The sequence below is a fragment of the Pseudonocardia sp. DxW genome, from assembly GCF_058448985.1.
Genome location: NZ_JBZFLK010000019.1, coordinates 114,898 through 134,503, shown reverse-complemented (window position 1 = coordinate 134,503; position 19,606 = coordinate 114,898). Strand labels below are relative to the sequence as shown.

The 19,606-nt window shown below is 72.3% G+C and carries 16 protein-coding genes and 1 pseudogene; 11 read left to right on the top strand and 6 right to left on the bottom strand.

Annotation, left to right across the window (positions count from 1 at the left end; translation table 11 throughout):
* Together ACVJO7_RS26065 and ACVJO7_RS26060 are read right to left on the bottom strand one after the other, a co-directional pair.
* Positions 1 to 1,368, bottom strand: a complete 1,368-nt coding sequence (locus ACVJO7_RS26065) for a 3-oxoacyl-ACP reductase (protein ID WP_491675056.1) — start codon at positions 1,366 to 1,368, stop codon at positions 1 to 3.
* Entirely contained in the window at positions 1,365 to 2,666 is a 1,302-nt protein-coding gene (locus ACVJO7_RS26060) for an acetyl-CoA C-acetyltransferase (protein WP_491675055.1), read from the bottom strand. The genes ACVJO7_RS26065 and ACVJO7_RS26060 overlap by 4 nt, the downstream gene beginning before the upstream one ends.
* Before the next feature lie 97 nt (positions 2,667 to 2,763).
* Between ACVJO7_RS26060 and ACVJO7_RS26055 the strand changes: the two genes are divergently transcribed.
* Together ACVJO7_RS26055 and ACVJO7_RS26050 are read left to right on the top strand one after the other, a co-directional pair.
* Positions 2,764 to 3,450, top strand: coding sequence for a TetR family transcriptional regulator (locus ACVJO7_RS26055; protein ID WP_491675054.1), 687 nt, complete (start codon positions 2,764 to 2,766; stop codon positions 3,448 to 3,450).
* Positions 3,447 to 5,450, top strand: a complete 2,004-nt coding sequence (locus ACVJO7_RS26050; protein ID WP_491675053.1) for an acyl-CoA dehydrogenase family protein — start codon at positions 3,447 to 3,449, stop codon at positions 5,448 to 5,450. The genes ACVJO7_RS26055 and ACVJO7_RS26050 overlap by 4 nt, the downstream gene beginning before the upstream one ends.
* 70 nt (positions 5,451 to 5,520) lie before the next feature.
* On the opposite strand, the gene ACVJO7_RS26045 is transcribed toward ACVJO7_RS26050, so the two are convergent.
* On the bottom strand, positions 5,521 to 5,706 hold the full coding sequence (locus ACVJO7_RS26045; protein WP_085913327.1) for a hypothetical protein: 186 nt from the start codon (positions 5,704 to 5,706) through the stop codon (positions 5,521 to 5,523).
* Positions 5,707 to 5,994: 288 nt separating this feature from the next.
* Between ACVJO7_RS26045 and ACVJO7_RS26040 the strand changes: the two genes are divergently transcribed.
* From ACVJO7_RS26040 to ACVJO7_RS26030, 3 genes are all read left to right on the top strand, one after another.
* Positions 5,995 to 8,313, top strand: a complete 2,319-nt coding sequence (locus tag ACVJO7_RS26040; protein ID WP_491675052.1) for an FdhF/YdeP family oxidoreductase — start codon at positions 5,995 to 5,997, stop codon at positions 8,311 to 8,313.
* Between the two features lie 103 nt (positions 8,314 to 8,416).
* Complete coding sequence (locus ACVJO7_RS26035; RefSeq protein WP_491675051.1) at positions 8,417 to 9,634, top strand: multidrug effflux MFS transporter; 1,218 nt, start codon at positions 8,417 to 8,419, stop codon at positions 9,632 to 9,634.
* 67 nt (positions 9,635 to 9,701) lie between these two features.
* Positions 9,702 to 11,519 carry an ABC transporter ATP-binding protein gene (locus ACVJO7_RS26030; protein WP_491675067.1) on the top strand — a complete coding sequence of 606 codons (1,818 nt, stop codon included), beginning with the start codon at positions 9,702 to 9,704 and terminating at the stop codon, positions 11,517 to 11,519.
* Here ACVJO7_RS26030 and ACVJO7_RS26025 read toward each other — a convergent pair.
* Positions 11,512 to 12,060: a bifunctional nuclease family protein gene (locus ACVJO7_RS26025; RefSeq protein ID WP_491675050.1), complete on the bottom strand. Its 549-nt coding sequence runs from the start codon at positions 12,058 to 12,060 to the stop codon at positions 11,512 to 11,514. The two genes, ACVJO7_RS26030 and ACVJO7_RS26025, sit on opposite strands and share 8 nt — an antisense overlap.
* Positions 12,061 to 12,113: 53 nt before the next feature.
* Here ACVJO7_RS26025 and ACVJO7_RS26020 point away from each other — a divergent pair, with 53 nt between their 5' ends.
* Positions 12,114 to 12,875, top strand: coding sequence for an alpha/beta fold hydrolase (locus ACVJO7_RS26020; RefSeq protein WP_491675049.1), 762 nt, complete (start codon positions 12,114 to 12,116; stop codon positions 12,873 to 12,875).
* 80 nt (positions 12,876 to 12,955) lie between these two features.
* Here ACVJO7_RS26020 and ACVJO7_RS26015 read toward each other — a convergent pair.
* Positions 12,956 to 13,065 (bottom strand): annotated as a pseudogene (locus ACVJO7_RS26015) (3-oxoacyl-ACP reductase); the annotation flags it as partial.
* A gap of 120 nt (positions 13,066 to 13,185) precedes the next feature.
* Positions 13,186 to 14,286 (bottom strand): ABC transporter ATP-binding protein, encoded by a 1,101-nt coding sequence (locus ACVJO7_RS26010; RefSeq protein WP_491675048.1) that lies wholly within the window; start codon positions 14,284 to 14,286, stop codon positions 13,186 to 13,188.
* Positions 14,287 to 14,426: 140 nt separating this feature from the next.
* Between ACVJO7_RS26010 and ACVJO7_RS26005 the strand changes: the two genes are divergently transcribed.
* Genes ACVJO7_RS26005 through ACVJO7_RS25985 form a run of 5 tightly spaced genes read left to right on the top strand, consistent with a single transcriptional unit; the run spans position 14,427 to position 19,602 of the window.
* Positions 14,427 to 15,893, top strand: coding sequence for an extracellular solute-binding protein (locus ACVJO7_RS26005; RefSeq protein ID WP_491675047.1), 1,467 nt, complete (start codon positions 14,427 to 14,429; stop codon positions 15,891 to 15,893).
* Entirely contained in the window at positions 15,890 to 16,840 is a 951-nt protein-coding gene (locus ACVJO7_RS26000) for a carbohydrate ABC transporter permease (protein WP_491675046.1), read from the top strand. Before ACVJO7_RS26005 ends, ACVJO7_RS26000 begins: the two co-directional genes overlap by 4 nt.
* A gap of 2 nt (positions 16,841 to 16,842) precedes the next feature.
* The gene (locus ACVJO7_RS25995) at positions 16,843 to 17,760 is read left to right on the top strand and encodes a carbohydrate ABC transporter permease (RefSeq protein WP_491675066.1); all 918 of its coding nucleotides are present in this window, start codon (positions 16,843 to 16,845) and stop codon (positions 17,758 to 17,760) included.
* Entirely contained in the window at positions 17,757 to 18,785 is a 1,029-nt protein-coding gene (locus ACVJO7_RS25990; protein ID WP_491675045.1) for an NAD(P)-dependent alcohol dehydrogenase, read from the top strand. The genes ACVJO7_RS25995 and ACVJO7_RS25990 overlap by 4 nt, the downstream gene beginning before the upstream one ends.
* Before the next feature lie 10 nt (positions 18,786 to 18,795).
* Positions 18,796 to 19,602 carry a DeoR/GlpR family DNA-binding transcription regulator gene (locus ACVJO7_RS25985; protein WP_491675044.1) on the top strand — a complete coding sequence of 269 codons (807 nt, stop codon included), beginning with the start codon at positions 18,796 to 18,798 and terminating at the stop codon, positions 19,600 to 19,602.
* Positions 19,603 to 19,606 lie beyond the last annotated feature (4 nt).

The following is a 19,606-nucleotide window of genomic DNA, read 5'->3' as shown; positions in this document are numbered from 1 at the left end:
TCAGGCCCCCAGCATGGACTGGCCGCAGACCCGCACGACCTGCCCGTTCAGCCCGCCGGACTCGGCACGGCCGAACCAGCCGATCGTCTCGGCGACGTCGACCGGCAGCCCGCCCTGGCGGAGCGAGTTGATCCGGCGGCCGCCCTCGCGGGTGGCCAGCGGCATCGTCGCCGTCATGTCGGTCTCGATGAACCCGGGCGCCACCGCGTTGATCGTCGCGCCGCGCTCGGCGAACCGCGGTGCCAGCGTGCGCACCATGCCGATCACGCCCGCCTTGGAGGCGGCGTAGTTGGTCTGCCCGCGGTTGCCCGCGATCCCGGACTGCGACGACACGCAGACCACCCGGCCCGCCTCGCGCAGCGGCGACCCGTCGGCCAGCAGCGCGTCGTTGATCGCCAGCTGGGCGCCCAGGTTCACCGCCAGCACCGCGTCCCACCGGTCGGCGGTCATGTTCGCCAGCAGCTTGTCCCGGGTGATCCCGGCGTTGTGCACCACCAGGTCGACGCCGTCGTGCCGCTCGGCGAGGTGCCCGAGCAGCCGGTCGGCGGCGTCGGCGGCGGTGATGTCGAGCTGCAACGCGGTGCCGCCGGTGCGGTTCGCCGTCTCGGCGAGCCGCTGCCCGGCGGCCGGCACGTCGACCGCGACGATCGTCGCGCCGTCCCGGGCCAGGGTGTCGGCGATGGCCGCACCGATCCCGCGGGCCGCCCCGGTGACGACGGCGACCCGGCCGGCGAGCGGCCGCTCCCCGCCGTGCGGGTCGTCCACCTCGGCCGGCTCGGGCAGCACGCCGATCGGCGCGGCGACGTGCACGACCTGGCCGTCGACGTAGGCCGAGCGCGCGGACAGGAAGAACCGCACCGACGAGTCGATCGCCACCGGCGCCGCGCCCTCCGCGACGACCAGCAGGTTCGCCGTCGCCCCGGCGCGCAGCTCCTTGGCGACCGAGCGGACCAGCCCGTCCAGCGCCTGGGCCACCGCGGCCGCCTCGGCACCTCCGGTCGCGAACGCGTCGGCCGGCTCGGCACCGATCAGCAGCAGCCGGCCGGACGGGCGCAGCCTGCGCACCGCCGGGGTGAGGAGCTGCTGGGCCGCGGCGAGATCGGCCAGCGTCCGCGCCCCGGACAGGTCGACGACGATGCCGTGCAGCTTCTCCTCGCCCGCCTCGGCGAGCGCCGGCTGCCCGTTCTCCTCGACGAGCGCGGCGACCGCCTTCGCGAACCGCCCGTCGGCCGCGCCCGGGGACGCCACCAGGACCGGACCGGCCAGCAGCGGATCGCCCGGCCGGTGCCGGCGCAGCACCGGCACCGTCGGGAGCCCCAGCTGCTTGGCGATGCCGGTGTGCGACAGGGTCGCCAGGAAGTCGCTCATGCGGTGGCCTCCAGGATCGCGACGACGCCCTGGCCGCCGGCGGCGCAGATGGAGATCAGGCCGCGCTGGTCGCGGCCCTCGGCGTCGGCCCGCTCGCGCAGCAGCTTCGCCAGGGTCGCCACGATCCGCCCGCCGGTCGCGGCGAACGGGTGCCCGGCCGCGAGCGAGGAGCCGGCGACGTTGAGCCGGTCGTCGTCGATCGGGCCCAGCGGGGTGTCCCGGCCGAGCCGCTCCTTGCAGAACCGGGCGTCCTCCCAGGCCTTGCGCTGCACCAGCACCACCGAGGCGAACGCCTCGTGGATCTCGTACAGGTCGAAGTCCTGCAGGGACAGGCCGTTGCGCTCGAGCAGCCGGGGCACCGCGAACACCGGCGCGGTGAGCAGTCCGTCGCTCCCGTGCACGTAGTCGACGCCGGAGGTCTCCGCGTCCACCACGTGCGCGAGCACCGGCAGCCGGTGCTCGGCCGCCCACTCGTCCGAGCCGAGCAGCACCAGCGCGGCGCCGTCGGTCAGCGGGGTCGAGTTGCCGGCCGTCATGGTGGCGTCCGGGCCCTTCCCGAACACCGGCTTGAGCTTCGCGAGCTTCTCCAGCGACGAGTCGGCGCGCAGGTTGTCGTCCCGGGTCAGCTTCAGGTACGGGGTGAGGAGATCGTCGAAGAAGCCGCGCTCGTAGGCGGCCGCCAGGTTGCGGTGGCTGCGCACGGTGAGCTCGTCCTGCTCGGTGCGGCCGATGCCCCACTCCAGCGCGGTGCGGGCGGCGTGCTCACCCATCGACAGACCGGTCCGCGGCTCGGAGTTCTGCGGGATCTCCGGCACGATCTGGCCCGGCCGCAGCTGCCCGACCAGCTTCAGCCGCTCCAGCGGCGTGCGCGCCGCGTTCAGCTTGACCAGGACCCGGCGCAGGTCGTCGTTCAGCGCGATCGGCGCGTCCGACGCGGTGTCCACGCCGCCGGCCACCCCGGACTCGATCTGCCCGAGGGCGATCTTGTTGGCGACCGCGACGGTCGCCTCCAGGCCGGTGCCGCAGGCCTGCTGCACGTCGTAGGCGGCGGTCGCCGGGCTCAGCCGGGAGCCCAGGACGGCCTCCCGGGTCAGGTTGAAGTCACGCGAGTGCTTGAGCACCGCCCCCGCGACGACCTCGCCGAGCCGTTCGCCGGCCAGCCCGAACCGGGCCACCAGGCCGTCCAGGGTGGTGGTGAGCATGTCGAGATTGGACGCGCCGGCGTACGCGCGGTTGGCCCGGGCGAACGGGATCCGGTTGCCGCCGATGACGGCGGCCCGCCGGGTGCTGGCTGGCATGGGGTCGTCCCTCCTGGGGTAGGACCGTGGGCAGGAGCTGGTGGTCGTGACTACCACCGGGTAGCCGATACTCAAGGTACACGGTACTGTTGGTTTCGTGAAGGTAGGACGGGACAGGCGGGACAGCCGGTGGGACGCGCACCGCGAGCAGCGGCGCGTCCAGCTCGTCGCCGCCGCCATCGGCGCCATCCGCCACCAGGGCGCCGGCCTCGGGATGGACGAGATCGCCGCCGCGGCCGGCACCAGCAAGACCGTCATCTACCGGCACTTCGGCGACCGCAGCGGCCTCTACACCGCGATCTGCGAGTCGGTCGCCGACGTGCTGCTCACCGAGGTGCGGCGGGCCACCGCCGACGCGCTGACCGCACCGGAGGGCGGCCCGCGGGCCGCCGTCGCCGCGGGCATCGACGCCTACCTGCGGCTGATCGAGATCGACCCGGAGCTCTACCGCTTCGTGGTGCACCGCCCGCTGCTCTCCCAGGGCCCGGCGACCGGCCGCCGCCCCGCCCGGGATGACGGCACCACCGACCCGGTCAACGACCTGGTCACCGTGATCGGCGACGAGATCGCCGCAGTGATCGGCGCCCGCGTCACCGGCGGCGACGGGCCGTCCGCCGCCCGGATCTGGGGGCACGCGATCGTCGGCCTGGTCCGCGGGGCCGCCGACGACTGGCTGGCCCGCCCGGACGGCACCACCCGCGACCGGCTCACCGCACACCTCACCGACCTCGCCTGGTCCGGACTCTCCGGCCTGGCACCGCACGTGCAGGAGGTTCAGCCATGACCCCCACAACTCCGGCGACCCCGACCGGCACCCTTCCCGCACCGGACCGGATCCCGGCCGACGCCCTGCGCGACGTCGTCGACGGCCGGTGGATCGACGTCCGGCGGGAGACCCGCGAGCAGCTGGCCGCCGCCGGCGTGCTGGCCGATCCGGACGCCTCGTCCGAGGAGTACCGCGCCCGGATCACCGAGGCGCTCAAGATCCTGACCGCGTCCGGGCGGCCGCACAGCGGGTTCGCCCGGTCGGTCGGCGGGCGCGGCGACGTCGGCGGCGTCGTGACCGCGTTCGCGATGCTCGCCTACGGCGACCTGTCGCTGCTGGTGAAGGCCGGCGTCCAGTGGGGGCTGTTCGGCGGCGCGGTGCAGGTGCTCGGCACCGCCGGGCACCACGAGCGGTACCTGCGCCGGATCATCGACGGTGAGCTGCTCGGCTGCTTCGCGATGACCGAGACCGGGCACGGCTCGGACGTGCAGCACCTGCACACCACCGCGACCTACGACCGGGCGTCCGGCGAGTTCGTGGTGCACACGCCCTACCCGCAGGCGCGCAAGGAGTACATCGGCAACGCCGCCCGGGACGGCCGGATGGCCGTGGTGTTCGCCCAGCTCGTCACCGACGCCGGCACGCACGGCGTGCACGCCTTCCTGGTCCCGATCCGGGACTCCGACGGCCATCCCGCGCCCGGCGTCACGATCGGCGACGACGGCCGCAAGGCCGGCCTGAACGGCGTCGACAACGGGCGGCTGAGCTTCGACCGGGTCCGCATCCCGCGGGAGAACCTGCTCAACCGGTTCGCCGACGTCGCCGAGGACGGGAGCTACTCCTCGCCGATCGAGAACGAGACGGCACGGTTCTTCACCATGCTCGGCACCCTGGTCCGCGGCCGGATCTCGGTGGCCGGCGGCGCGGGCGGGGCCACCCAGAAGGCGCTCGCGCTCGCCGTCCGGTTCGGCGAGCGCCGCCGCCAGTTCTCGAACCCGTCGACCGGCGAGGAGATCGCCGTCCTCGACTACCTGGCCCACCAGCGCAAGCTGCTGCCCGCGCTGGCGACCACCTTCGCGCTGCACTTCACCCAGGAGGACCTGGTGGCCCGGATGCACGACATCCAGGCGCCCGGATCCGGCCCGGTCGGCGCCCGCGAGCAGCGCACCCTCGAGCAGTCCGCGGCCGGGATCAAGGCGATCGCGACCTGGCACGCCACGCAGACCATCCAGACCTGCCGGGAGGCCTGCGGCGGCGCCGGCTACCTGGAGGAGAACCTGCTGCCCGCGCTGAAGGCGGACACCGACGTGTTCACCACCTTCGAGGGCGACAACACGGTGCTGCTGCAGCTGCTCGCCAAGGAACTGCTGTCGGACTACGGGCGGACGATCCGCAAGGGCAATCCGCTGCAGATCGCCCCGCTGCTCGGGCGCCAGCTCGCCGGGGTGCTCGCCGAGCGGACCGGCCTGGCCTCGGCGGCCCGGCGGCTGCCGCTGCGCGGCCTGGACCTGACCGACCGGGAGCGCCGCCGCACGCTGCTGCGGGTGCGCCGGGACGACACCCTGGCCGCCGCGATCCGGAACCTGGCACCGGCGATGCGCCGCGGGAACGACGAGTTCACCGTCTTCAACGCCAACCAGGACCTGCTGCTGACCGCGGCCCGCGCGCACGTCGACACGCTCGTCGAGGGATCGTTCGCCGCGGCGCTGGACCGGATCGACGACGCCGGGGTGCGGGCACTGCTGGAGCGCGTCTACGACCTGCACGTGCTCGGCGTGATCGACCGCGAGCGGGCCTGGTACCTGGAGACCGGCCGGCTGACCGCGGCCGAGTCCCGCTCGCTCCGCCCGCTGGTCAACGACCTGTGCCGGGAGTTGCGGCCCTACGCCCGCACGCTGGTCGACGCGTTCGGCATCCCGGAGAACCTGCTGGCCTGCCCGATGCTCGACGACGAGGCGTGGGCCCCGGCGCCGGGCGCCCCGGCCGAGCCGGTCACCGGTTCGGTCGAGACCGGCTGATCCGCGCGGACACACGAACGGCCGGCCCCCTGGACCCGGGGGCCGGCCGTGCGCGTGTGGTGGGGCCGGATCAGGCGGCGAGGCCCAGCGCGTCGAGCACGCCACCGACGGTGGAGAGCAGGTCGGCGACGGTGGAGTCGACGTACTCGGCGATCGGGGTGATCTCGGCGGCGCTGGCCGAGCCGGCGAGGCCCAGCATCAGCAGCGGGGCGGCCAGGCCGGCGACGGTGATTCCGGCGATGCGGCGCTTGCTCATGGGAGTTCCTTTCGGGGAGCGGACTGTCGCGGCCATCGTGGGTCGCCCGAAGCGGATCTTCCAGACATCCGAGGGAGATGTAACCGCGCGCTTACACCCGTTCGGCAGTGGCAACCTGACTGACATACGAACCCCGACTCGCCGCCGTACGGCCCATAAGGGACAGGGCCGGGCGCTCCGTGTGAGCCGACCCACCTTCCTCCGACGGGAGCCCGCGGCCGGGCGAGCTTAGGCTCGACGTGAAGGTCGTTGTCGTTCGACGCTGAAGTCTGTGCAGGTGAGGAACTCGTGCCCGTCTCCCCCATCCATCCTCCGGTCGACACCGAGGAGTCCGAGCTCCGCGTCACCGAGCGGAAGACGAGCGCGGCCGGGGCGAAGGCCGTGGCCGTCTCCATGCAGCGGTCGCTGGCCGAGCAGGGTGTGGTCAAGACGGCGCGCAACCTGCTCAGCCTGAATAAGGTCGACGGCTTCGACTGCATGAGCTGCGCCTGGCCGGACCCGGAGCCCGGGGAGCGGCACACCGCCGAGTTCTGCGAGAACGGCGCCAAGGCCGTCGCCTGGGAGGGCGACCGCCGCCAGGTCGGGCCGGAGTTCTTCGCCCGGCACCCGATCGCCGACCTGCGCACCCGCAGCGCGCACTGGCTGGAGAGCCAGGGCCGGCTGGTGCACCCGATGGTCCGCCGCGACGGCGGCACGCACTACGAGCCGATCAGCTGGGAGAGCGCGTTAGAGCTGATCGGCGAGCACCTGCGGGCGCTCGACTCGCCGGACGAGGCGATCTTCTACACCTCCGGCCGGGCGTCCAACGAGGCCGCGTTCAGCTACCAGCTCTTCGCCCGCGCGTTTGGCACCAACAACCTGCCGGACTGCTCGAACATGTGCCACGAGTCGACCGGCGTCGGGCTGGCCCAGTCGATCGGCATCGGGAAGGGCTCGGTGTCGCTGCGCGACCTGCACGAGGCCGAGCTGATCGTCATCTCCGGGCAGAACCCGGGCACCAACCACCCGCGGATGCTGTCCGCGCTGGAGATCGCCAAGAAGAACGGCGCCCGGATCCTGGCGATCAACCCGCTGCCCGAGGCCGGGCTGTTCAAGTTCGACAACCCGCAGCACGTGCGCGGCATGACCGGGATCGGCACCCGGCTGGCCGACGAGTTCCTGCAGATCCGCTCGGGCGGCGATCTCGCGCTCTGGCAGGCGTTCGGGCACCTGCTGCTCGCCGCCGAGGAGCGCGACCCGGGCAGCGTGCTGGACCGCGACTTCGTCGAGCGGCACACCAACGGCTTCGAGGACTACGCGGCGCACGTCAAGGACCTGGACCGGGACGCCGTCGTCGCCGCCACCGGGCTCGACTGGGAGCAGATCGAGACGGCCGCCGCGATGCTGGTCTCCTCGAAGCGCACCGTGAACTGCTGGGCGATGGGCATCACCCAGCACCGCAACGCGGTCGCCACCATCCGCGAGATGGTCAACGTGTCCCTGCTGCAGGGCATGATCGGCAAGCCGGGCGCCGGCCTGTGCCCGGTCCGCGGCCACTCGAACGTGCAGGGCGACCGGACGATGGGCGTCTGGGAGCAGATGCCCGACGCGTTCCTCGACGCCGTCCGCGACGAGTTCGGCTTCGACCCGCCGCGCGAGCACGGCCACGACTCGATCGCCGCCGTGAAGGCGATGGCCGCCGGACACGGCAAGGTCTTCGTCGGCCTCGGCGGCAACTTCTCGCAGGCCATGTCGGACACCGGCGTCACCGAGCCCGCGCTCGAGCAGTGCGCGCTGACCGTGCAGATCTCCACCAAGCTCAACCGGTCGCACGTCGTCGCGGGCACCGACGCGCTGATCCTGCCCGCGCTCGGCCGGACCGAGAAGGACCTCACCGGCGGCCGCGCCCAGCAGGTGACCGTCGAGGACTCGATGTCGGCGGTGCACGCCTCGCACGGCCGCTCGCAGCCGGCCGGGGAGCTGCTGCGCTCCGAGGTCGACATCGTCTGCAGCATCGCCCGCGCCACCCTCGGCGACGACCACGTCGTGCCGTGGGCCGAGTTCACCGCCGACTACGACCGCATCCGGGACCGGATCGGCCGGGTCGTGCCGGGTTGCGAGGCCTACACCGAGAAGGTGGCCCGCTCCGGCGGCTTCACCCTCCCGCACCCGCCGCGGGACTTCCGGCAGTTCCCGACGGCGTCCGGGAAGGCCGAGTTCGCGGTCAGCCCGCTGAGCGTCACCACGCTGCCCGAGGGCCGGCTGGTGCTGCAGAGCCTGCGCAGCCACGATCAGTTCAACACCACCATCTACGGCCTGGACGACCGCTACCGCGGCATCCACTCCGGTCGCCGGGTGGTCTTCATCTCGCCCGCCGACCTGCGCGAGCTCGGCTTCGCCGACGGCGACCGGGTGAACCTGGTGAGCGAGTGGACCGACGGCACGGTGCGCCGCGCCGACGACTTCCGGCTGGTGTCGTACTCGACGCCGAAGGGCTGCATCGCCGCCTACTACCCGGAGACCAACCCGCTGGTCGCGCTGGACTCCTACGCCGACGAGTCGCGCTGCCCGACGTCGAAGTGGATCGAGGTCCGGCTGGAGCCCGCGATCCCGGCCCGCGCCGTGTGAGCGCGGTCACCCGGCCCGGTGGCCGGGCCCGGAATCCCGGTCATCGCCGGTGTGGTTGGACGTTCCGGGGACACACGTCCGTGCCCCCGCTGAGGGGGACCGGGTGACTTCCACGACCACCGCGGCACCGAGCAGGCTGCGGATCGCGCTGATCCTCGGCGCGCTGATCGCGCTCGGGCCGCTCACCATCGACACCTACCTGCCCGCGCTGCCGCAGGTCGGTGAGGACCTGAGCGCGTCCGGCACGACGGTGCAGCTGACCCTGACCGGCACGCTGGCCGGGCTCGCGCTGGGCCAGCTGCTGATCGGCCCGCTGTCCGACGCCTACGGCCGCCGGCTGCCGCTGCTGGCCGGCACCGGGCTGCACGTGCTGGCGTCGGCGCTGGTCGCGGTGGCGCCCTCGATCGAGGTGCTCGCCGCGCTCCGCGTGCTGCAGGGGGTCGGCGCGGCGGCCGGTGCGGTCGTCGGGCTGGCGGTCGTGCGGGACCTGTTCACCGGCCGGGCCGCCGCGACCATGCTGTCCCGGCTGATCCTGGTGATGGGCGCCGCGCCGGTGCTCGCGCCGACCCTCGGCGGGCTGCTGCTGACCTGGACGTCCTGGCGCGGGGTGTTCCTGTTCCTCGCCCTGTACGGCCTGGTGATGCTGGCCGTGGTCACCGCCGGGCTGCCCGAGACGCTGCCGCCGGAGCGTCGCCGGTCCGCCCGGTTCGGCCCCACCGTGCGCACCTACGGGATGCTGCTGCGCGATCGCGCCTTCGTCGGTCTGGTGCTGGTCGCCGGGCTCGCGATGGGCGCGCTGTTCAGCTACGTCTCCGGCGCCGCGTACGTCTTCCAGGAGCAATTCGGGGTGGACCAGCAGACCTTCGGGCTGCTGTTCGGCGCGGGCGCGATCTGGCTGGTCGTCGGCACCCAGCTCAACCCGGTCCTGCTCCGCCACGTCGAGCCGCGCCGGGTGATGACCGCTGCGGTCGCCGCAGGCGTGCTGGCCGGGCTGGCGCTGGCCGTGCTCACCACGACCGGCACCGGCGGTCTGCCCGCCGTGCTCGCCGGGATCTGGGCCCTGCTGCTGACCTGCGGTTTCATCCTGCCGAACGCGCCCGCCCTGGCGCTGGCCCGGCACGGCAGGACGGCGGGCACCGCGGCCGCGCTGCTCGGCTCGCTGCAGTTCGGCATCGGCGCCGCGACCTCGCCGGTGGTCGGCCTGCTCGGCAACGACGCCGCTGCGATGGGCCTGTCGATGTTCGGCGCGATCGGGCTGTCCGGGCTGGCGCTGGTGCTGGTCGTGCGGCCGTGGACGCTGCCAGACCTGGAGGAGTCCTGATATCTTGACCTGAAGTGAACTTCAGATCATAGCGTCTGCTCCCATGGACGCGAGCATCTACACCGCCATGCGCAACGCGGGCACCGAGCCGGTGCACCGCACCCGGCCGGCCGGCGAGACCGGGCGCCGGATCCTGCGGCTCGCCCGCCCGCACCGCAGGCGGATGGCGTGGTTCCTGGTCACCAGCACCCTCGGCGCGGTCCTCACCGTCGTCACGCCGGTGCTGGCCGGGCGGGCCACCGACGCCATCACGACCGGCGCCCCGCTCGCCGTGCTCGGCGTCGTCGCCGGGCTGATCGCCGCCGCCGCGGTCGCCGAGGCCGCGCTCGGCCTGGTCACCCGGTGGCTCTCGGCGAACCTCGGCGAGGGGCTGATCCACCAGCTCCGCACCACCGTGTTCGACCACGTACAGCGGCTGCCGGTCGCGTTCTTCACCCGGACCCGGACCGGCGCGCTGGTCTCCCGGCTCAACTCCGACGTGCTCGGCGCCCAGCGGGCGTTCTCCGACACCCTCGCCGGGGTGGTGTCGAACCTGGTGACGCTGCTGCTCACGCTCGGCGTGATGCTCGCGATCTCCTGGCAGGTGACGCTGCTCGCGGCACTGCTGCTGCCGGCGTTCCTGGTCCCGGCCCGGCTGATGGGACGGCGGCTGGCCGCCCTGGAGCGGGCCGCCGCCGACCACAACGCGGCGATGAGCACCCGGATGACCGAGCGCTTCTCCGCGCCCGGCGCCACCCTGATCAAGCTGTTCGGGCGGCCGGAGCAGGAGTCCGCCGAGTTCGCCGACCGGGCCGGGCGGGTGCGCGCGATCGGGGTGCGCTCGGCGATGCTGCAGTGGGTCTTCGTGACCGCGCTGACGCTCGCGTCGTCGCTGGCGGTGGCGCTGGTCTACGGCGTCGGCGGCGGGTTCGCGCTGTCCGGCGCGCTGTCCGCCGGTGACGTCGTGTCCCTGGCGATGCTGCTGACCCGGCTCTACCAGCCGCTGACCGCGCTGGCCGGGGCCCGGATGGAGATCATGACGGTGCTGGTGAGCTTCGAGCGGGTCTTCGAGGTGCTCGACCTGGAGCCCTCGATCCGGGACCGGCCGGGCGCCCGGGAGGTGCCCGACGGACCGCTCGACGTCGAGTTCGACCGGGTGTCGTTCGCCTACCCGACCGCCGACCAGGTCTCGCTGGCCTCCCTGGAGGAGGTCGCGACGCTGGACACCCGCGGCGGCGAGCAGGTGCTGCAGGACGTGTCCTTCACCGCGCCGGCCGGGCGGATGGTGGCGCTCGTCGGGTCGTCCGGCGCCGGCAAGTCGACCGTCGCGCAGTTGGTCGCCCGGCTCTACGACGCGTCGGCGGGCACCGTCCGGATCGGCGGCGTCGACGTGCGGGACCTGACCGCCGCGTCGGTGCACCGGGCGGTCGGGTTCGTCACCCAGGACGGTCACCTGCTGCACGACACGGTCACGGCCAACCTGCGGATCGGCGCGCCGGACGCGACCGGCGCACAGCTGTGGGAGGCGCTGCGCCGGGCCCGGCTCGACGAGCTGGTCGCGTCCCTGCCGGACGGCCTGGACACCGTCGTCGGTGAGCGCGGCTACCGGCTCTCCGGCGGCGAGCGGCAGCGGCTGACGATCGCCAGGGTGCTGCTCGCGCGGCCGCGGATCGTGGTGCTCGACGAGGCCACCGCCAGCCTGGACACGACGTCCGAGGCGGCGGTGCAGGAGGCGCTCGCGGAGGCGCTGGAGGGGCGGACGGCGATCGTCATCGCGCACCGGCTGACCACGGTGCGCGACGCCGACGAGATCCTCGTCCTGGAGCACGGCCGGATCATCGAGCGGGGTGCGCACGCCTCGCTGCTGGAGCTGGGCGGCCGGTACCGGGCGCTGGCCGCTACCTGAAGTCCTCCGGCGAGACGTCGTCGATGAACTCGCGGAACTCGCGGAGCTGCTGCTCGGGGTGCTCGGCGGGTTCGGTGGGGATCCCGCCGGTGGCCGCGCGGGCCTGCGCGGCGATCCCGCCGGCGTCCTCGGAGTCGGGCGGCAGCACCTCCTCGATCGGCTGGCCGACCTCGTCGAGCACGTGCTCGGCCATTCCGATCGGCAGGCCCTCGCGGACCGCGATCGATAGCGCGTCGGACGGCTTGACCTGCAGCCGGACGTCGCCGTCGAACACCAGCTCGGCGGTGTAGACGCCGTCGGCGAGATCGCTGATCTCGACCGACTCGCAGGTCCGGCCGAGCGCCTCGACGACCGGGAGCAGCACGTCCTGGGTGAGGGCGACGCTGGACTCGTCCCGCCGGCCGGCCGCGATCACCTCGGCCTGCGGCGGTCTCAGGAACACCGGGACGCAGCGGTCCCCGCCCGCCTCGCCGAGCAGCAGCACCGGCTGCCGCGAACGGGCGTGAACGATCAGTCGCAGGACGTGCATCGTCCGGGCCATCCAACCCTCCCGTGACAGGGGTCACGGCAGTATCCCACCCCGGAGGCCGGTCCGTGTCTCACAACGAGACGCTTCCCACCGGCCGGGCGGCTCCGCGCGGCAGGACCCGATCGAGCGCGCCGGGCACCCTCGATGGGGCACCGATCCTGGACCCGACGCCCGCCGGACGATCTGATGACGAGGGCACCGCCGGCCCACAGCCGTTCCGGACGATCCTGAGAGAACCCACGAGGTGCACCGACACCACCGGTATCAGCCACCTCGGCGGCTCCACGATCGGCTTCCGCTTCGGCCGGCCGTACGACCCGGCGCTCCCAAACGCTCGTCCTGGTCAACTCGTTCACGACCACGGCAGACCTGTACCGCCCGCAGTTCGACGACCCGGCCCTCGCCGGGCCGTCAACCTGCTCGCCGTCGAGCCGTACGGGCACGGCGCGACGCAGGCCGGGCACCGGCACTTCACCCACTGGGACAGCGCCATCGCGAACCTGCAGGTGCCCGACGCGCTCGACATCCAGGACGCGTTCGTACTGGGCACCTCGCAGGGCGGCTGGATCGCCGCCCGGACGGCGTTGCTCGCACCCGACCGGATCCGCGGGATCATTCCGCTCGGCACGTCGATGGACTTCGATAGCTCACGCAGCCGCGAGCTCGGCTGCTGGGACGGGATCGAGTTCTGCTCTCCGCCGGTGGACGCACTCGCCGAGCCGGTCGGGGACGACTGGATGGTGCCGGGCCGGACACGGACCGCGCCTTCTGGCACGCCACCTACACCGGCGACGAGGGCCGGCACCGGCTGCGGGTCAGCACGGTGACCCTGCGGGACCGGGACGGTCTGCTCGGCAGGCTGGACGATGTCCGCTGCCCGGTGCTGTGGATGCACGGCACCGCCGACGCGGGCGAGCCACGGCATCGTCGTCGCGGCGATGGCCAGAACTGTACGTTCGCCGACAGCGGCAGCCCGGCCATGCGGACCACCGCCTCCGCGACGTGCGGCACGTCGAACAGTCGAAGGGCGGGCATCGCCGGGGTCGTCACACCTTTCGTGTGACAGGCATCATCGACGCATCCCGCGCCGGAGGTCGCGGGGGGTCTCACAACGCGACCTTTCCGGCCGGCATCAGATCAGCCGGAGGCGCGCCGCCCCGTGGCGGCGGAGAACAGGTGGTGCTCGCCCGGCCGGATACGGAGGTGGATCCGCTCGCCGATCGCGGGTCGCGTCGCGGCACCCACCCGAGCTACGACGTCGAATTCCGATCCCTCCGCGAAACGCCGGTCGGTGAACCTGCCGTAGACGTAGGTGTCCGACCCCAGGTTCTCGACCATGGTCACCGCCACCTCGAAGCCGCTGCCGGGGCCACCGAGGTCGAGGGCCTCGGGACGGAACCCGAGCAGAGCGGAGCCGGTCGCGTCGCCGAGACCGGACAGCTCCGCACGGGACAACGGCACCTCATGGTCCTGGATGCGGACGCCGGCACCGGCCACCGGGAGCTCGTGCAGGTTCATCGCGGGGGTGCCGATGAAACCGGCGACGAACGCGTTCGCGGGCCGTTCGTAGAGCTCGGTCGGCGTGTCGCACTGCTGGAGCCTGCCGTCCTTGAGCACGGCGACCCGGTCCCCCATCGTCATGGCCTCGACCTGGTCGTGGGTGACGTAGAGAGTGGTGACGCCGAGCCTGCGCTGGAGCGCCGCGATCTGCGCCCTGGTCGACGTCCGGAGCTTCGCGTCCAGGTTGGACAGCGGTTCGTCCATCAGGAAGACCTGGGGCTGCCGGACGATCGCCCGGCCCATCGCGACCCGCTGGCGCTGTCCACCGGACAGCGCCCGAGGCTTGCGGTCCAGGAAATCGGTGAGACCGAGCATGTCGGCGGCAGCCTCGACCCTGGACCGGATCTCGTCCCGCGGGCGCTTGGCGATCTTGAGTGCGAAGCCCATGTTCTCGCCGACGGTCATGTGCGGGTACAGCGCGTAGTTCTGGAAGACCATTGCGACGTCACGTTCACGCGGCGGGAGGTTCCCGACCTCGCGGTCCCCGATCCGGATACTGCCCGCCGAGACGTCCTCCAGCCCGGCGAGCATGCGCAGCGAGGTCGACTTGCCGCATCCGGAGGGGCCGACGAGCACGACGAACTCCCCGTTCTCCAGCTCCAGGTCCAGCGCATCGACAGCGGGGCGCTCACCGCCCGGGTAGACGTGACTGGCGTTGTCGAAGGTCACGGGCGCCATGGGACTCCTCTGTCGGCAGGCTCGACGGGTCGGATGGGCGAGATGATAACAAGACCTCCAGATTTAACACACTAATTGTGAATGTCGACCGCTTCTGTTACACATTCGACAGCGCAACACGTCTTCCCGATGGAGTGCAGATGACAAGCCACGGACCTGGTCCCCGGCTGAGCCGGCGCAGCCTGCTCGCCACGGGCGCCGCACTACTGGGTGGCGGCATGCTGGCAGGCTGCGGCGCGCCCGCCACCGGCGTCGTACGGGAGTCCGATGCAGGCATGTGGCGGCAGTACGCGGGATCGACCCTGAACCTGATCTCGGAGAACACCGCGCCGACCGCCGCAATCGCAGCGAACCTGACACCGTTCACTGAGCTGACCGGGATCCGAGTCAACATCGTGATGCTGGAGCTATCGGCCCTGGTGCAGCGGGTCGCTCTGGACCTGGCGTCCGGACACTCGACCTACCAGCTGATCTACGCCGACCCGATGCAGATCCTGTCACCGTACTCCCGCGGCCTGGTCGACCTACAGGAGCTGATGGCCGAACCCGATCTGCCGGACGTACCCGGCGGGATCGAGGACTTCGTCCCGAGCCAGCTGCGCGCCGCAGGCCGGTTCCTCGACCCTGACAAGCTCTACACCTTGCCCTACGACTGCCCGACGATGATCTGGCACTACCGCCGGGACATGTTCGAGAAGCACCACTCCCGGATGGCCGCCGACCTGGGCTTCGACCCGATGCCCGGGCCGGACAGCACCTGGGAGCAGTACCTGGCCGTCGCGTCCTGGTTCAACGACAACGCCGGCGACGACGTGCCGTACGGCACCGGACACCAGGCCAAGCAGCACGACTCGCTGATGTGCGACTTCAGCAACGTGCTGCTCGCACACGGTGGCGACTACTTCGACGACGGCGACCGCCTCGGCGGCTACGGCGCCGTCGACCCGGGGCCGTGCCGGCTGGACTCGCCGGCCGCGATCGAGGCGGCCGGGTTCTACTCCCAGCTCATCGGCGTCGCGCACCCGTCCTCCCTCACCTGGGACTGGGACGGGTTGGGCAACGCGTTCGCGGCGGGCCAGGTCGCAATGTGCCCGAACTGGCACGAGTTCGCCGCCGCAAACGAGCAGCGGCTGCCCGGCCGCGTCGGCTACGCCCCGCTGCCCCGCGGCCCGGTGCGCTCGGCCAACCTCTACGGCGGCACCGGCCTCGGGATCAGCGCGGCCACCACACCGGACGAACGGCGCGCGGCCTGGCTCTTCGCGGTCTGGGCCACATCCCCCCGGACCCAGCTGAGCAACCTGACCAGCGATGCGGGCGGCGGGACTCCGACCCGCACGTCAGTCTACGCGATGCCCGAGGTCGCCGCCGCGGAGCAGCGCCCCTCGGCGATGCCGAACATGCTTACCGGGCCCGCGGTCCGGCAGGCGTGGGAGCCGGACCGGATCGGCCTACGCCCGAAGATCCCGATGTGGAACGAGTGCGACACGACGATCTTCACTCAGCTGTCCAAGATGGTGACCGGTGCCGCGCGACCGGACGAGGCCATGCGGGACGCGACAGAACGGATCGACCGGATCGTCTCCCGTGGATGGGTGGCCTCGTCATGACCCTCACCTCACCGAACGCCGCGAACTCCCCCTCCCCGCCCGAGTCGGCCGGCGCCGCCCCGGCGGAACGGCCTCGCCGCGCCCGCGGGCTCCGTTTCGAGGGCCGGATGCTGCTCCCCGGCATCCTGCTCCTCGCCCCGCTGTCGCTGGTGCCCTTCGTGTTCATCGTGGTGATGAGTCTGTCCGAGGTGCATCTGCTGGGCGGTGTCCAGCTCGATGTCGTCGGGTTGGACAACTGGGCCCGGCTGCTCACCGACTCGGACGTCGCGATGGCCTGGCTGCGGGCAGCAGCCTACTTCGTGCTCACCGTCGGACTGGAGCTGGTGCTCGGCACCGGGATCGCGCTCTGCCTGTGGCGCATGCTGCGCGGCCGGAACCTCGCGCTGAGCCTGACAATCCTACCGATGTTCGTGGCGCCGGTCTTCGTCGGCCTGCTCGGCCGCTTTCTCACCGACTCCACCTTCGGCCTCTACTCCTGGGTGCTGCGCTCACTCGGCTTCACCGGGGACGTGATGGCCGACGGCACGACCGCCTTCGCCGCCGTCGTCCTGATGGACGTCTGGGAGTGGACACCGCTGATCACCCTGATCGTGCTGGCCGGACTGTCGTCGGTGCCCGCCGCAGTGCGCGAGGCTGCCCATCTCGATGGCGCCGGCGGCTGGCAGACCCTGCGCTACGTGGTGTTCCCCTCGATCAGCAGCGTCGTGCTGGTCGCGCTGCTCATCCGGTCGATGGACGCGATCCGTTACTTCGACATCATCTGGGTCACCACCAACGGTGGGCCGGCCGACGCGACGAAGACGGTCCCGGTCCGGCTCTACGAGGTGGCCTTCCGCTTCTTCGATCTCGGCTACGCCGCGGCGATCGGGCTGCTCATGCTGATCGTCTCGATCATCGTCGCCCGGCTGTTCATCCGCCTGCTGGACTCGAGAGGGGTCTCCCGGTGAACATGATCCTGTCCGAGGCCGGCCGCCCGGCCGCAGGCTCCGCCGCCCGATCACACCGCCCGTCGGCGCTGGCCGCGGCGAGCCCGATCGACCGCGGCACCCGGCGCTCCCGGGTGGTCAACCGGGTGCTGTTGACGGTGGCCCTGGCCTGGTGCCTGGTGCCGCTGGTGTGGATGCTGCTGTCCGCGTTCAAGAGTTCGGCCGACGTCACAGCACCGACGCCTGCCCTGCTGTTCGTGCCGACCACGGAGAACTTCGCGGCACTGTTCTCCGGCTCGAACAACCTCGCGCCGTACCTGTGGAACAGTATCCTGGCGGCCGGGATCTCCGCGGTGCTCGCGGTCGCCCTGGGCGCGCCGGCCGGCTACGGCCTGGCGCACACACGGATGCGCGGCCGCTCCCATCTGTCGTTCTGGATCATCTCCACCCGGATGGCGCCGATCGCGGCGGTGGTGCTGCCGCTGTTCCTGATCTTCCGTCAGCTCGGGCTGCTCGACTCGGTGACCGGTCTGGTGCTGGCGTACCTGACCTTCAACCTGCCGTTCGCGATCTGGCTGATGAGCGCCTTCTTCGCCGAGTTGCCGCCGGCCCTGGAGGAGTCCGCACTGGTCGCCGGCTGCAGCCGGTGGCAGGCGTTCTGGCACGTGGTGCTCCCGCTGACCCACTCCGGGCTGGTCACCACGTTTGTGCTCTGCCTGGTGTTCGCTTGGAACGACTACGCGTTCGCACTCGTCTTCTCCGGACCCTCCTCACAGACCCTGCCGATGGCGGCGGGGCAACTGGTGACGCAGACCGGGGTGGACTGGGGCCAACTGTGCGCGATCGGGGTGTGCGTGGTCGCCCCGATGATGCTGGCTGGTCTCGCTGTACGCCGGTGGCTGGTCACCGGCTTGACTCTGGGGGCGGTGACCGGGGAATGACAACCGATCCGACGATGCGGGCATCGGTGCTGCACGGCATCTCCGACATACGGCTGGAGGAGCGGCCGGTGCCGCAGCCGGGCCCGCGGGAGGTGCTGGTCCGGGTGGACGCGGTCGGCGTCTGCGGCTCGGACGTGCACTACTACCGGCACGGGCGGATCGGCGACTTCGTGGTCCGCGCCCCGATCGTGCTCGGGCACGAGGCAGCCGGCGAGGTGGTTGGCCTCGGCGCCGACGCCGACCATGCGTTGCTCGGACGTCGGGTGTCGCTCGAGCCGGGTGTGCCCTGCGGCCACTGCGCGGTCTGCCGCACAGGACGCTACAACCTTTGTCCGGCCGTCCGGTTCTTCGGCACACCGCCGGTCGACGGCGCGTTCTGCGAGTACGTCACGATCGACGAGCGCTTCGCCCACCGGGTACCCGACGCGATCGACGACGCCGCCGCGGCGCTGCTGGAGCCGCTCTCGGTGGGCGTGTGGGCCTGTCGCCGCGGAGTCGTGCGCCCCGGTGACCGGGTACTCGTCACCGGGGCCGGGGCGATCGGGCTGCTGAGCGCCGCCACCGCGGCGGCACACGGAGCGGCCGAGGTCGTGGTGGCCGACGTCGACCCCGGGCGGCTCGCGCTCGCCCGCCGGTTCGGCGCCACGTCGCTGCTCGACCTGCGCGATGCCTCGCTCGCCGAATCCGGGTTCGAGCCGGACCTTCTGCTGGAGTGCTCGGGCAACATCGACGCCGCCGTCGGGGGCCTGGGCCAGGTCCGGCCGGCCGGCCGGGCGGTACTGGTCGGTATGAGCGACCTCCCGCTCCCGCTCGACCTGACTGCGCTGCAGGCACGGGAGCTGCAGATCACCGGTACGTTCCGGTACGCCGACACCTGGCCCGAGGCCATCTCACTGGTGTCGTCGGGCGAGGTCGACCCGAGCGCGTTGGTCGGCGGGCACGTCGGTCTCGACGCGGTCGACACGGCCCTCGGTACCGCTCCGGCATCCGGAACCGTCAAGATGGTTGTTCAACCCGGCCGGTGACAGGAGATCGATGGCACGCGCTCGTCAGCCCGACTCGGTCGTCCGTGCCCGCCGGGATCGGATCGTCGAGCGGGTGCGCCGGACCGGTGGTCTGCGTATCGGCGAGCTTGCCGAGCAGCTCGGCGTCAGCCCGATGACGGTCCGGCGCGACATCGACCAGCTCGCCGAGCTCGGAATGGTCCGCAAGCAGCGCGGCGGGGTCGCGGCCCCCGGGCCGCTGCAGGTGGAGCAAGGCGTCCACGCCAGGCTCCGGACGGGAAACGACGAGAAGGAGGCGATCTCGGCGGCCGCCGCCGGCCTGGTCACCGCGGGAGCGACGATCCTGGTCGACGACTCGACGACCTGCCTGCCACTGATGACCGCGCTCGCCGACCGGTCGGATGTCACGATCGTGACGAACTTCCTGGAGATGGCTCGGCTCGGCTCGGCGAGCGCCGGAGCCAGGGTGCTGGTCCTCGGGGGCTGGTACCACCAGGAGTTCGACGCCATGTTCGGACCCGATCTGCACGCGTCACTGCGGAACATCCGGGCGGACCTCAGCATCCTGTCCACGCCGGCGGTCGTCGACGGCACCCTGCATCATCCGGTGCAGGAATCGGCCGGTGTCAAGCGGGCCATGATGGACTCCGCCGAGCGCCGGGTGCTGCTGGCCGACAGCAGCAAGTTCGGCCGGGTTGCCCCGTTCGTCTACGCGCATGCGGACGACCACGACGTGCTGATCACCGACACGGCCACCCCCGACGGTGAGCTCGTGGCATGGCGCTCGGCGGGCGCCGAGGTCGTCGTCATGCCGTCCGGGCGTTCGGACGGCTCCTGAGCGG

Coding starts and splice junctions, on each gene's coding strand:
- ACVJO7_RS26065 (WP_491675056.1), bottom strand. CDS start 1,368: ATGAGCGACTTCCTGGCGACCCTGTCGCACACCGGCATCGCCAAGCAG.
- ACVJO7_RS26060 (WP_491675055.1), bottom strand. CDS start 2,666: ATGCCAGCCAGCACCCGGCGGGCCGCCGTCATCGGCGGCAACCGGATC.
- ACVJO7_RS26050 (WP_491675053.1), top strand. CDS start 3,447: ATGACCCCCACAACTCCGGCGACCCCGACCGGCACCCTTCCCGCACCG.
- ACVJO7_RS26045 (WP_085913327.1), bottom strand. CDS start 5,706: ATGAGCAAGCGCCGCATCGCCGGAATCACCGTCGCCGGCCTGGCCGCC.
- ACVJO7_RS26030 (WP_491675067.1), top strand. CDS start 9,702: ATGCGCAACGCGGGCACCGAGCCGGTGCACCGCACCCGGCCGGCCGGC.
- ACVJO7_RS26025 (WP_491675050.1), bottom strand. CDS start 12,060: ATGGCCCGGACGATGCACGTCCTGCGACTGATCGTTCACGCCCGTTCG.
- ACVJO7_RS26010 (WP_491675048.1), bottom strand. CDS start 14,286: ATGGCGCCCGTGACCTTCGACAACGCCAGTCACGTCTACCCGGGCGGT.
- ACVJO7_RS26005 (WP_491675047.1), top strand. CDS start 14,427: ATGACAAGCCACGGACCTGGTCCCCGGCTGAGCCGGCGCAGCCTGCTC.
- ACVJO7_RS26000 (WP_491675046.1), top strand. CDS start 15,890: ATGACCCTCACCTCACCGAACGCCGCGAACTCCCCCTCCCCGCCCGAG.
- ACVJO7_RS25995 (WP_491675066.1), top strand. CDS start 16,843: ATGATCCTGTCCGAGGCCGGCCGCCCGGCCGCAGGCTCCGCCGCCCGA.
- ACVJO7_RS25990 (WP_491675045.1), top strand. CDS start 17,757: ATGACAACCGATCCGACGATGCGGGCATCGGTGCTGCACGGCATCTCC.
- ACVJO7_RS25985 (WP_491675044.1), top strand. CDS start 18,796: ATGGCACGCGCTCGTCAGCCCGACTCGGTCGTCCGTGCCCGCCGGGAT.